General features: G+C 59.8%; 7 protein-coding genes. 2 read left to right on the forward strand and 5 right to left on the reverse strand.

Annotated elements, in window-relative coordinates:
* From H8S56_RS01485 to H8S56_RS01505, 5 genes are all read right to left on the reverse strand, one after another.
* Entirely contained in the window at positions 1-1371 is a 1371-nt protein-coding gene (locus H8S56_RS01485; RefSeq protein WP_235986723.1) for an efflux RND transporter periplasmic adaptor subunit, read from the reverse strand.
* The gene (locus tag H8S56_RS01490) at positions 1368-8102 is read right to left on the reverse strand and encodes a DUF4347 domain-containing protein (protein ID WP_187517650.1); all 6735 of its coding nucleotides are present in this window, start codon (positions 8100-8102) and stop codon (positions 1368-1370) included. The genes H8S56_RS01485 and H8S56_RS01490 overlap by 4 nt, the downstream gene beginning before the upstream one ends.
* 74 nt (positions 8103-8176) lie before the next feature.
* A complete protein-coding gene (locus H8S56_RS01495) occupies positions 8177-9025 on the reverse strand; it encodes a sulfotransferase family protein (protein WP_024686965.1) in 849 nt (282 codons plus the stop codon).
* A gap of 19 nt (positions 9026-9044) precedes the next feature.
* Positions 9045-9830, reverse strand: coding sequence for an efflux RND transporter periplasmic adaptor subunit (locus H8S56_RS01500; RefSeq protein ID WP_235986724.1), 786 nt, complete (start codon positions 9828-9830; stop codon positions 9045-9047).
* Between the two features lie 20 nt (positions 9831-9850).
* Positions 9851-11305 carry a TolC family protein gene (locus H8S56_RS01505; protein ID WP_024696245.1) on the reverse strand — a complete coding sequence of 485 codons (1455 nt, stop codon included), beginning with the start codon at positions 11303-11305 and terminating at the stop codon, positions 9851-9853.
* An 815-nt stretch (positions 11306-12120) separates the two neighbouring features.
* Between H8S56_RS01505 and H8S56_RS01510 the strand changes: the two genes are divergently transcribed.
* Together H8S56_RS01510 and H8S56_RS01515 are read left to right on the forward strand one after the other, a co-directional pair.
* On the forward strand, positions 12121-12783 hold the full coding sequence (locus H8S56_RS01510; protein ID WP_187517651.1) for a phage tail protein: 663 nt from the start codon (positions 12121-12123) through the stop codon (positions 12781-12783).
* A gap of 136 nt (positions 12784-12919) precedes the next feature.
* On the forward strand, positions 12920-13594 hold the full coding sequence (locus H8S56_RS01515; RefSeq protein WP_187517652.1) for a phage tail protein: 675 nt from the start codon (positions 12920-12922) through the stop codon (positions 13592-13594).

Here is a 13594-nt window from a genome sequence, read left to right on the forward strand (position 1 = left end):
TCAGTGACCAATCATCTGGCGTATGACGGCCAGGGGACGGCGCAGTACCCAGTAGGCCAGCGATACCTGCTCGCCGCTGAGCTTGACCGTACCCTTGAGGCCGACGCGCTGGTCGGTCGGCGCATCAAGGGTGGCGCGCAGGCGGTAGGCGTAGCTGCCGTCGGGCTGCTGCTCGGCATCATGGGCTACATAGCGCAAACGGGCCGCCACCGCAGAGAACGGGTTCGCATTGAGGTACAACTTGACCGCGGCGCCCTCCTCCAACGGGATGGCATCGCCCACCGCCAGCCAGGCCTGGATTTCCACATCCTCGGGCACGGCAATGCGCATGATCCGCTCGCCAGTAGTTACTGGCTTGCCAATCCACTCGCTAGGGTCGTCAAACAACGCGATGCCATCCTGAGGAGAGACCACCCGCGAGCGTTGCAACTGCCCTTGCAGGTAGTCGGCCTCGGCGCGGCGCTCCGCGATGCGTCCGGCCAGGGCCGCCAGTTGCGCCTTGGATTTATTGTCGTAGACGGCCATCTGCGCCATTTGCCGGTGTTCGGCTTCGGCGGTGGTCAGGGCCTGGCGTGCGACATCCAGGCGGCTTTGCAGGGTCGCGTCATCGAAGCTGAACAGTGGCTGACCGGTGCTGACCTGCTGGTTGGGCTGGACCATGAAACTGCCCAATACCCCGTCCAGCGGTGCGCGAATCATCGCCGGGTGCGCTGGCACCAGTTCACCAGGGGCCAGCACCGTCAGTTGCACTGGCAGACACAGCAACAAGCCCACGACTACCAGACCGATAGCCAGGCGCCCGGGCCGGCGGCGAATCTGCCCCGGCAAACGGGTCATGCGCCGACGCCAGGTCAATGGCTCGGCCTGCAGACGCTGGGAATAAGCGTATTGCAAGATGTCACGCCACTCATCGAGCAGAGCAATTTCATGGGGCGCCCAGGGCTCATCACGAGCCAGCAGCAGCGCGCCGCCCATGACATGACCAGACGCACCCTGTATCTGCATGGGTAACCACAACAGATAAGCTGGCAGCCACTCGCGCCAGTGCTCGCCGAGGTGCTCGGGCATGTCATTGGAAGTGATGCTGCCGCTGGGCCGCTGCTGGCCTTGCAGCTCGCGACAGACCAGGGTCAGCCATTGCACGTAGGGCGCGTTGGCTTCCGGTTGCACCACACCGGACAACGCCTGCACACCACCCTCCGCCAGCCACATCGCGCCCTGGCGGTAAGTGGCCAGGGCATGGCTTTCATTGACCGCCAGAAAGCCCAGCTCAACGCTGTCGACCGCGTGCCGGGCCTGATGCGACAGCTGCGTCAGGGTGCTAAGGGCCATCGCCGAAACACCCTGGTTCACCGAGGACAGATCGGTCATGTACGCCCGCTTGCCCACGATGCCGTACGAACGGCCGCCGAACGCAATTGCTCGCTCAGCCCGCTGCGACCGTGGGGCACTTCAGCACTGGTACGACCGGACTGCGCCTTGACCCGGAAAATCACTTCTGCCTGATCGCCGCTGCTGTCCTTGGCCGTCACCTTGATCGCCAGTTCGCCTTCGAAGCCCGGTGGCGGTGTGCCTTCGAACAGACCGGTGGCGCTGTTGAAGGTCAACCAGGTCGGCAGCGCACGCCCGTCAGCCTGGGTCGCCTTGAGCACTATGCCCGGCTGTGGATCGCTATGACCAAAGGCATCGGCCGGGACGGTGAAGGACAGGCGGTCGCTGGTTGTAAACGACTGATCGTCCATACCGCGCAAGATGGTCAGGCCCGATTGCCCGGTAGGTGAAATGACCACCGAAAAAATCCCCCGACCACCGTCGGTCTGGGTGCGCTGCAAGTCATTGAACGGCGTCGGCGATAGCGGCGAGTAGCGCTCGTTGGCCGGGCTGAAACTGCCACTGGAGGAGACAAACGAGGTCCCCGTGCCGACAAGCGCCGTGTTACTGAACGTGGTGGGCACAACCGGGGCATTGGTCGTTCTGATGATCAGGGTTTCGCTGATCATCTGGTTCGCGCTCCAGTCCGGCGTCGCGACGGTGTCAACCACTGTCTCAGCGACGATCTGCAACGGCGTCTGCTCTAGCACAGTAATCGGTTGCACCGGTTGCGGATTGTTCGGTACCTGCGGATCCGGCAGCTGCACCGGAGTAGTGACTACTGGCGGCTCGGGCGTAACCGGAGTGACTGGTGTCACCGGTGGCGTTACCGGGGTCACAGGCGTCACCGGGTCCGTAGGTGTGGTCGGTGGCGTCACCGGGGGCGTCGGCGTTCCCGGATCAGTCGGTGTCGTTGGCGGTGTACCACCGCCACCCGAGGGCACCGCCGCAGCCACTTGCAAGTTAAAGATGCTACTCGCCGAGGTTGCCGACAGGTCGGTAGCTGTCACCACAATGCTCAGGTTTTCCACCGCCGTCGGCGTACCGCTGAAAGTGCGGGTTGCCGCGTCGAAGGTCAGCCAGGCAGGCAACGGTGCGCCACCGTTCAGGGTCGCGGTATAGGTCAGGGTATCCCCTGCATCGACATCGGCGAACGTACCGACCGGCACCACATACAGCAATGGCGTTCTGACCGTCACTTGCTGGGTAGTCAGTGCAGTGGCAACCAGCGGCGCATCGTTGGCCCCATTAATGGTGATGGTCAGGGTCGAAGTGCTGGTGGCCGCCGTATTGTCGGCCAAGGTGTAGGTGAAAGTTTCGGTCAGTGTGTCGGCGTTGGTGCGCAGTGCCTGCACTGCCGCATTGCTGTTATCGACCGTGTACGTATAAGTGCCGTCGGCATTGAGAGTCAGGCTGCCGTAAGTACCGGTCTGCGCCGTACCCACCGTGCCACCGGCAATCGCGGTGACGGTCTTGGTGTTGCTGCTCTGATCGTTATTGAGCACGTTGCCGGTCGGGTTAACCCCGGCAGTGGCGTTGGCGATCCCGCCCGCCTCGGTAGCGCTGGCGGTATCGGCAACGGCGACCGGTGCCGAGTAGCTGCTGACAGTGATGGTGAACGTCTGTTCCAACTGGTTACCACCGCTGTCGGTGGTACGGATACGCACCGAATAGATGCCGTCGCCCAGCGTCGCCGGGTCATTGACCGTCAGGTTATTGCCGTTTACAAGTGTGAACGCGGTGTTATTGGTGTCACCCGCGCCGGAGACCAAGGCGTAGGTGAAGGTGTCACCCACGCTTGCGTCGGTAGTGGACAAGACGCCAACCAGAGCGTTGGCACCACTGGTGGTCTGCACGCTGGCGTTGCTCAGGTTCAACAGCGTCGGCGCATTGCCGTTGATCGAGTCGTTGGCCTGGCTGATCGGGATGGTAAAGGCTGTGTTCTGGTTACCGGCAGCGTCGGCCAGCACTATGCTGACCGGCACATCACTGCCTGCGGCGACATCGGTGCCACCCGATGCAACGGTGAACTGCGCGCTGTAGGTCGTGCTATTGATGCGAGTCAGCCCACTCAGGCTATAGCCACCGACAGTGCCACTGACCAGAGTCAGGGGCGAACCACCATCATTGGCGACGGTGAAGGTCACCGTTTGAACATCCCCGACCCTGAGCGGCGAATTGGGCATGCTGACGGCTGTCAGGCTCGGCGGGGTATGGTCGAGGGTGTACGCCTGGCCAGCGGTAAAACCGCCGGCAATGGCCGTGGCGCTGCCGGAAGCGATACCGGTGCCGGAACTCTTCAGGTCCAGACGCAGATCGCCGTCACCAGTCAGCGTATTGACCGTGACTTGATAACTCGAGCCCGAACCAGAGATGGAAGAGATCACGCCCGCAGCATTGCCTGCGGTTGCCGTGAGCACAAAGTCATCGACATCGACGCCAGTCACTGCCACGTTGAAGGTGACGTTATAGACCACCGACGTTGCCGAGCCAGATACCGCTGCGCTGCCCGCTCGACTGATGGAGTCCACCTGTGGCACTACGCCCGCGATCGACGACGAAGCGGCACTGAACAAGGTTTCCAGGGTGCCGCCCTGATCGGTGAACGTCACCTTGTCGCGCACATACTTGCCGACCTGGGCCGAATCCAGCGTGTAGGTGGACGCGGTCGCGCCGCTGATATCGACCCATCCGGTCAAACCGTCGGCCGACACCTGCCATTGATGGTTGAAGGGAACGCCCGCCAAGCCATCAACGTCAGCGATACCCGAGGTGCTGGCCGTCAATACCTGACCTTCGGTGCTGTTGCCCGATAGAGCTGGTAAACCGGTCGGCGCATCATTGGCCGGGGTGATGGTAATGGTGAAGGTCTGGGTCGAGGTATCCACGCCACCATTGGCAGTGCCGCCGCTGTCGTGCAGGACCACGGTCACGGTCGCGGTGCCATTGGCATTGGCAGCCCCGGTAAAGGTCAGATTGCCGGAGGCATCGATGCTCGGTTGAGCACTGAACAGCGCGTTATTGCTATTGGTGACGGTGAAGCTCAGGGTCTGCGACGACTCGTCGGACGGCCCTTTGACCAGATTGGTCGGCCAGTTGCTGACGGTTTGCGCGCCGGCATCTTCCAGTACGGTCTGGTCGGAGCCTTTGGTAAAGGTCGGTGCATCGTTGACCGCTGTTACCGTGATGCCGATGGTATTGGTGTTGTCAGAAATCGCCGTGCTGCCGCCATGGCTGCTGGTATCGGTGGTGAGACGAGTCTGCGTAGCCGCTGCGACGCTATAGGAACCGGCATAGCTACTGTCCAATGCGCGAACCGTCAGGCTCGGCGGCGTGCCGTTGTAATCGGCCACCGGCACGAAGCGAATTTGGGTGCTGGCCGAAATCATCAGGGAGGCCCCGTCACTGACCGTGCCAATGTCGTACCAATTGGTGCCGTTGGTGGAGTATTGCCAGGCACCTTGAGTGGTTGCGTTGGCGGTGTTGCCGACAATGGCCAGGCCGCCCAGGGTGTCACCGCTATCGACATCGGTAAAGGCCAGGCCGCTCAGGGCACTGATGGCGGTACCAGCGGGTGCAGTGACATCCTCAAGCATCGTAGGCAGGGTCAGGTTGCCCACGCCGGTGGGTGCGTCGTTGACCGGCGTAATGGTAATGGTGAAGGTCTGGGTGGTACTGGTATCCACGCCGCCGTTAGTCGTACCACCGTTATCGTGCAGAGATACCGTCACGGTTGCAGTGCCGTTGGCGTTGGCAGCTGATGTGAAGGTCAGGTTGCCGCTGGCATCGATGCTTGGCTGAGTGCTGAACAGGGCGTTGTTGTTATTGCTGACGATGAAGTTCAGGGCCTGCCCGGATTCGTTGGCAGCGCCTGCACTGATACCGGTCGCCCAAGCGCTCACGGTTTGCGCACCGGCATCTTCAGATACGGTCTGATCGCCGCCCTTGGTGAACACCGGCACATCGTTGACCGCCGTGACCGAGGTGCTGATGGTGTTGGTAGAGGCTGCAAAAGCCGTGCTGCCACCGTTGGTGCTTGCGTTAGCAGTTGTCCGCGTTTCAGTCGCGGCCGAGGTGGTGTAGCCGCTATTGGTATTGTCTACCGCTCGGACGTTCAGGGCCGTCGGCGTGCCGTTGAAGTCGGCAACCGGTACGAAACGCAGCAGGCTGCTGGCCGACAGGATCAGTGCCGACGCATCACTGACCGTACCAATAGCGTACCAATGCGCGCCTGCGTCGGCAGAGTATTGCCAGACGCCTTGGGTCGACGAGTTGGCGGCATTGCCCGTCACGGCGATACCGCCCAGGGAAGAGCTGATGTCCGGGTCTGTGAAATTGATACCGGTCAGCGTCGAAATCGCTACACCCGATGGCGACGCGGCATCTTCCAGAACTGCCGGAATGCTGGTGTTGCCTAGCCCTGTCGGCGCATCGTTGATAGAGGTAGCGACCACACTGGCGGTGCCGGTGGCGGTGGCGACGCCATCATCCATCTTGACGGTAAAGGTCGTGGTTTCGGTCGAGCCAACAGCGACATGGTTGGAGGCAGGCTGATACACCAGCGCGCGCAACGCCGCTTGGAGGACGCTGGCCGTGGCTGATGAATGGGTATACGTCAGGCCGCCATCACTGCTAGTAAAACCCGAAGCCGTCAGCGATGCAGCGGTAAAAGTACCTTTGCTCGCGCTGTCCAGGGTAATGGTCAGAGTCGCGGTGGAGCCGGTGAGTGTCACAGTGCCGAAAGGCGAAAGTGTGGCGTTGTCGTTGACTGCCTGACTGCTGGCGGTGCCGCTAAGCACCGGTGAGACGTAGGCAAAATCGCCGCCTGCCAGCGAGGCGTTCACGGTTGCTGAGCCGTCGTTACCAGGCGAGTTGCCCGTTCCGCCGCCAAATCCACCCTTGCCCGCGCCAGCGGCATTACTCATGTTCCCGGTGCTGGTAGCATCCATTTTCAGGACACCGGTGTTCCAGATACCACCATAGGCATTACCGCCATCACCGGCTTTACCAACATTATCCACGCCGCCGGAAAATGCAGTGCCTACGGAGCTGCCGCCACCACCACCGGCAGCTGCAATGTTCCCGCTGACGGTACTGTTAAGGATCACCAGCGTTCCGCTGTTATAAATCCCGCCGACAGCATCCCCGCCTCTTGCACCCAGGCCATTGATACCCGTACCGCCCGCGCCACCGCCAATCTGGGCACCGTTCATCGAGACGGTGCCACCATCACCGCCCTTGGCGAGGTAGTCATAAGGCTGGTAACCAACACCGCCAGTCGTGCTGCCACCCGCGCCACCGTTTTTCTCCGGTTCAAACAGAGAACCACCGCGCCCGCCCAAACCAACGGTACCCGTGCTTCCGACAGCAACGTTTCCTGAAGCATCTTTCGCAGTACCTCCAGTGCCACCGGCCGCAGCGATGCCACCACCGCCACCGCCACCACCACCCGTAGGGTCATTCTTATGACCGCCACCACCGCCACCCGCAGCGGCTTTATTATTGATGACCGAGCTATTGATGATGCTGAGCTTACCCGCGTTGTAAATACCACCACCCAACGCAGATCCACCGGCGTTAAGAGCGACTGTGTTGGTGCTTTGATCCAGACTGTCACCACCGTTGCCACTGGAGACACCGTTGGTGATGGTCAGATTATTCAGCTCAACGCTGCCGGAGCCGCTGTTGATGTGCAGGACCTGCGTCAGGTTGGCGCCGTCGATTTTGTAACCAGCACCGACGATGGTGGTTTTGTGGCCATCAGTGATCGTCAGGGTGATGGTGTCGGAAGCTGAAGCAAACGTGATATCTCCGGTCAAGGTGATGATATCGTCGACACCATCACCTGCCGCAGTGGCTAATTTGGCCTTGAGATCCGTCAGGTTCGTGACAGTGGTAGTCACCAGCGTGTGGTCATAATCCGCCAGCTTCGCCACATCCAGCACCGGCGCACTGATTAACGTCCCCGTGGCGATTTCCAGATCCCAGTTACCGCCATGGGCGATATCACCCGTGGAATCAGTGGAGGCCGCGACTACAGCCCCGGTGGCATCGGCCAAGCTACGGATAAAGCTTTCCCCCGCACTGCCTGCCCCCACATCACAGCCATACAACAGAATCTCGCCACCGGCCTGCATGGCCGAGCCGATCTGGCCCAGCTCAGCCTGATACCGGGCCAGATCCCCGGCATGCAGGGCGGTATTACCGAGCAGCAGCAAACCGCTGTCGCCGTGGGAGACGATGCTGATCGATGACACGTCGTGCATGCCTGCCAGCGCATTGGCGATCTGCTGCACGCCGTCGTGATCGGCATCGAGAATCACGACTTTCACATCGGCATCGGCGGCGGCCACGACCTTCTGGTAATCCGGCACTCGCGAATCAACAAACAGCACTTTCGAGGCACTGCTGGCCAGGCCGTCAGTGGCGCGTTCGGCTACAGCGGGCTTGGCCGTATCAGTCACATTCTTGCTGGTAACTGGGGCCTTGGCCGTATCAGCAGGCGCAGTGCTGCGATTATCGGCCTGGGACGCCGCGACCACACTACCCAGTTCGGCGACAAGGGCCACTGGCGCTTCGGCTGCGGCTGGCTTGACCGCCTCAGCGGCCGTAGCGACTGCCGCGCCATCAAACATGATCCGCGCTTCCAGAGCCAGCGGTGCCGGTTTACGGCGTTGCAGGCCGCGAGGCACAGAGGGGAAATCAGGGCTGGAAGTGCGATCAGTAGTCATAGCGATCCTTGCAAGAAATGCTGTGCAGCGCAGACGAAACAAAGAATAGAAAGGTTATCGGTGTTTCATTGGCGTTACGTTAGGCCGGTCGTCGGCTTGGCCGCGATGACATTGGCCGCACTGCCGTCCTGATCATTCCAGAACGACAGGTCGTTGAACTGGGCGAACAGATCCGGGGGCAGAATGGTTCGACGCGGTTGCAGCTCGACCTTGGCGCGGACTTTGTGCAGGCCATGCACGCCCAGAGAGGCGTCAAATTCCGGCGCGTCGTAGCTCACCGCGTTGAAGTCATGCTCGAACTCGGGCTCACCGATAAAGCGGTAGACCAGTGGCATGACCTTGTGCGGCGCCTGGGCCAGCAGGTCGTAATCGACAATCAACAGCGATGAGGCATGCTCGCCATAGAAGGCCTCCTTGAGCGCCGTCCAGGATGAGCCCACCATGCGATTACGCTGAGCGAGTGTCTCGATCCGGCTATAGACCGTATTACGCTCCACATGATCGACAAACAATCGAGTGATCTCATAAGGGTTGGAGCGAAAGCGCCTTTCCACACTGTCCATGATCCACGCCACATTGCGTACACAGGCAATAACCTTGGCATCAGGAAACTGATCGGCCAACAACGGCATTTGCCCGCTCCAACAGCGATTAGTGTCGAAAATCACCTGTTTATCCGACTGGTCCGCGTAGTAAGCATCGAAAACACCACGCAACAAGCGACGGCGTTGATCCTGATTAAGCACCGAACCCAACTCACCGCCCGCACCAAACTGGGTAAGCATATTGTTGATCAGCACACCCACCGGGCTGCTCATCCCGGCGTGGAAACGGGGATTTTGCAATAGCAGGGCCGCCAGCAGGGTCGAGCCCGAGCGTGGCAGGCCGGAAATGAAATGGTATTTTTGCGGTGAAGCGCTCATGGGCAACGTCCCTGTCAACTTACGGTGCGCTCGGCGGGTCAAGCAGCACGGTGCCGCTCATGCCCGCGATGAGCTCAGGGTGATGACCGTCAATGGTCGCCACCAGTTTGATCGACTGGCTGACCGGATCAACTCGTGCACCAATACGAGTAACCCGCGCCGGGTAGCTCTTGTCGGTCTCGTCGATGCGTAGTTGCAACACCACGCCGGTCTTGAGCCAGGACAACCAGCGCGATGGCGCAAGAAATTCGATTTCCAGCACGCTGTCGTCGAGTATGTCGAGAATCGCTTGGCCAGGCTGGGCGAACTGTTGCTCGCGCATTTTTTGCTCGGCCACTCGCCCGGAAAACGGCGCAGTGATGCTGCACTTGCCGAGCATGGTGCTCATCAGCGAGACATCGGCACGGTTCTTTGACACCTCAGCCTCGGACACTTGCAGTTCGACCTGGCCGATGGAGTTCAACTCGCTCAAGCGTTTGTTGGCCGTCCAGGTCTTTTCGGCCGCCGAGAGCCCGGCACGGGCCTTGTTCAACTGGGCTTTTTGCAGGGAACAGTCAAAACTCACCAGCACCTGGCCCTTCTTGAACGAACCGCCTTCGGCCACCGGCAGACTGCTGATCTTCGCGCCGACCTCAGCGGCCAGAGTGGTGAATTGGCGGGGAGACAGTTGCGCGCGGATATCCCGGGATTCATTTGTTGCCGCAGGGGCTGCCGCCTGCGTTACGGCTGGCGCAGCACCCGAGGGCACCAGAGCGGCGGGTTGCAGATCGGCTGCCATTACTGCGCTGGCGAATAGAGCCCCCATTGTCAGCGCAGTGTTCCTCATCACTTGACCTGCCCTTCGGCACCAATACTGCCCCGATTCCACTGCTGCAGGGACAGCCCGACATTGCTTTGCAATTGCGCCAGCGACTGCGCCTGTACGTCACCGATGGTCGGCTCCATGCCCAGGGTCGCCTGCAATTTGCTCGCCGCAGCATTGGCCACCGACAGCGCCTGATAGCGACGTAGCAGGCTCAGGATTGCCGAGGTGTTGCTGGCCACGGTGTCGAGCTTGCTGGTGGTCTGGGCCTGGGCGCGGTTGGCGCTCTGCGCATTAAGGCGGTCATCGACCTGCCAGATCGCATCGGCGCGGTCGTACTGTTGCAGGGCGTTGGCGTACTGCAGACGGGCGATGTGCACTTGGGCCAACACGGCCATTTGCGTGGCGACACGGCGCTGATCGGCAAGGCTGATCCCGGCCTTGGCCAGACGGTATTGCGACGGCGCACTGAGCAGGTTCATCAGATTGAAGGAGATCTGCGCGCCCGCCTCGTTCCAGTTATTGTTGATCAGGTACTTGTCGGAGTCATGGCGCAGGTTGTAATTCAGGCTCAGGTTCGGGAACAGCCGCAACAGGGTCTTTCGGGTTTCCTGACTGGCGATGCGCGAGTTGTAGTTCTGTTCGCGCAGCTCGGCGTTCTGCGCCAGGGCCTGAGCCTCCAACTGCTCAACCGGCAAATCGAGAATCTGTTTGTTGAAGCTTTCGGCAGGCTCCACCACTTGCAGCGCGACACCCAGTGGCGCGTTGATCAGTGCAGCCAGTTCTATGCGAGCGGTGGCCAGTTCCTGTTCGATGGCTTCCAGCAGGCGCAGGTTTTCCAATACCTGGCGCTGATAGCGCAGGGATTCGATCGGCGCGCGCAGACGCTCTGTTTCGGCTTGGCGGGCATCGGTCAGGGCCGACTCGGCCAAGGCAGTGGCGTCGGTAACCTGTTGACGCAGTTTCTGCGCGCTGGCAGTGCGCCAGAAAGCACTGCGCACATCCTGCACTAACACATGCATCGCCTGACGGCGACGTTCGGAGGCGATCAGCACGCGGTCGCCGTTCTGCTTGGCGTTGTAGTAGGACAGGCCGAAGTCCAGCACGCTCCAGGTCAGGCCCAGGTCGGTGGTGGCATGTTGTTTGTCACTGGAGATATACGGGTTGGCCAACGACGGCTGACCAGTGACCGAGTCCACCGCGCGGGTGGTCGCGTATTCACTGCGTTCGCTATAGCCGGCAGCGGCAATCATCTTGGGCAACATGTCGAAATTGCCAACGTCGAACTGGTTCAGCGCTAACGCTTCTTCCATCTGCCGCGAGCGGCTATCGAGGTTGTACTTGAGCGCGCGGGCGATGGCTTCTTCAAGCGTCAACGGGCCGGTGATCGGTGCGACATCCTGCCGGGCCGTAATGGCATCCTGCTTGGCCTGGTCCTTGAGCGCGGATTTGTCCAAGGGCTCTGGCACAAGGCTCATGCAACCGCTCAGTAACAATACCGAAGTGATCGCACTCAGTTGCAGTCCTTTAAGGAAGCGAGGTGTATTGATGGGTGATGAATGAGGTGCGGCACAGCCAAGCCGATAAAACATAAGTTCCCCTGATCGAAAGGCATTATGCCCATGACGGCCTGACACCGTCGGTCAATAACGAGCATGGCTCGTTAGGTGAATATCCATTTCGCCCCAGCCGCCTGTCGACCTGCAGTCTGACATTCAGCAAAAGCTCGATCTTTTACAACAGATAAATACTCGATAGGTGAGTAAGGCCGCTCTCAAGCCAACTTATACAAAATTGAACAGTTCTATAGCGATGTTCTCTCGTCTTTATATCGTTCGCTTCACAAAATCTTTAGATTTTTTTAAACGATATGAACATCCACTCATCGGCAAGACAAAATAGCCTTCGATCTCAATGATGTCAAATTGCCAACGGATTGAACAAACGTGCCGACATGGTAGTGAATCTCAAGCTTACCAAAGGCGTTCTGCCTGTATAAAAACACAGCTAGCCAATTGACACTCTTGCGTGCAGTCTTTGGTCGAAGAAGTGTTCCGCGAGTGATGCCATGGACTGCAAAGTTGCCATTTACAGATGGAAGTCTGCCTCTGTTGAGTTATCCGATACTGCCCGTATTCTCTGGATAGCACCCAGTTAGCGATTACCAATACCAATCGGTATCACACCCCTTATAAAATATTTCAATAATTAATTTTATTGAGATTTACGCTGTCTGTTTGCTGAAAACAGTGCCGACAGTGTGTCGGCGTAGTCGTAATACTCAGGAGTAATCATGGACTCATTTATTGGAACCATTCTTATCTGGCCTGGCAACTACGCCCCTCAGGGCTGGGCATTTTGCAATGGAGCGCTTCTCCCTGTTTCACAAAATGCGGCACTCTTTTCGATCATCGGTACCACCTACGGCGGTAACGGCACCGTTGACTTCCGCCTGCCTGATCTGCGGGGACGCGTGCCGATGGGCGCGGCGCAGTTTCCGGGGACTTTAGGCGCTGACGGTGGTGCAGCCAGCGCTCCGGTTACGGGAGGCACAGTGAGTGGCGCGTTATCGATTAGCGCCGCCAATCTTCCGGCACACACCCACCCTGCCACACTTTCACTTGGCGGTCTGACCGGTGAAACCAAAGTCCCCGTCAGCCTCGGCGTCAACGGGCAAACAACAGCCACTGAAGGCGCCGTACTGTCCAGTACAGCAACAAGCGGACCGACATCTGCGGCAATTTACCTGCCCACTGCACCGACCTCGTCAGTAAATCTGGGCGGCGTCACCACTACGGTCTCGGGCACCGGTTCCGTGACCGTAGGTGAAAATACAGGAGGCCAGCCACTACCTTTCACTTTTCCAGTTGTCGGCGCGAATGTGGCCACCCTACCGCCCTTCCAGACCGTCTCTTACATCATTTGTCTTTCCGGCATCTACCCAATTCGGAACTAACGATCGCCGGTGTTGGATACTCGGACGGCCACCCCGCCAACCTGCTGTATTCAGAGAGCAGCCAGGCTTCTGCCAACAGAGGCCTGGTCATTAAAACGATGAGTCGACTAACACAGGTTTTTCAAGGAGCGGTGCAATGGACGCATTTTTAGGCACTATCCTGATCTGGCCCGCAAACTACGCCCCTCATGGCTGGGCATTCTGCAATGGCGCAGAGTTGCAGGTTCAACAGTATCAGGCACTTTATGCAGTGATCGGCAATATTTACGGCGGCACCGCAGGTGCCACCTTCAAGCTTCCGAACTTGTGCGGACGGGTGCCGATGGGTGCTGCGAACTTCCCACCGTCAACTACCCAACTGGCAACTCAGGGTGGCGCAGCGAGTTCCGCTGTTACCGGTGGCGTCGTCAGCGGCACCGTGAACATCCAGGCCGCTAACCTGCCGCCTCATAGCCACCCAGCATCGTTGTCGCTAAGTGGCCTGACCGGTCAAACCAAGGTCGCCGTCAGCCTTGGGACCAACGGGCAGACAACGGCAACTGAAGGCGCCGCGTTGTCGAGTACAGCTACCAGCGGCCCGACGTCAGCAGCGATCTTTCTACCATCCACACCTTCTTCGACAGTCAATCTGGGCGGTGTTAACACCACGGTCACAGGTACAGGCTCGGTGACAGTAGGTGCAAATTCCAATGGTGGTCAGCCGCTTGCAATCAACCTTGGGCTGGTCGGCGCCAATGCTGCGACACTACCGCCCTTCCAGACCGTCACGTACATCATCTGCCTGCAAGGGATCTGGCCATCGCGCAACTGA

It is taken from the genome of Pseudomonas triticifolii, from assembly GCF_014358015.1.
Classification (GTDB): Bacteria; Pseudomonadota; Gammaproteobacteria; order Pseudomonadales; family Pseudomonadaceae; genus Aquipseudomonas; species Aquipseudomonas triticifolii.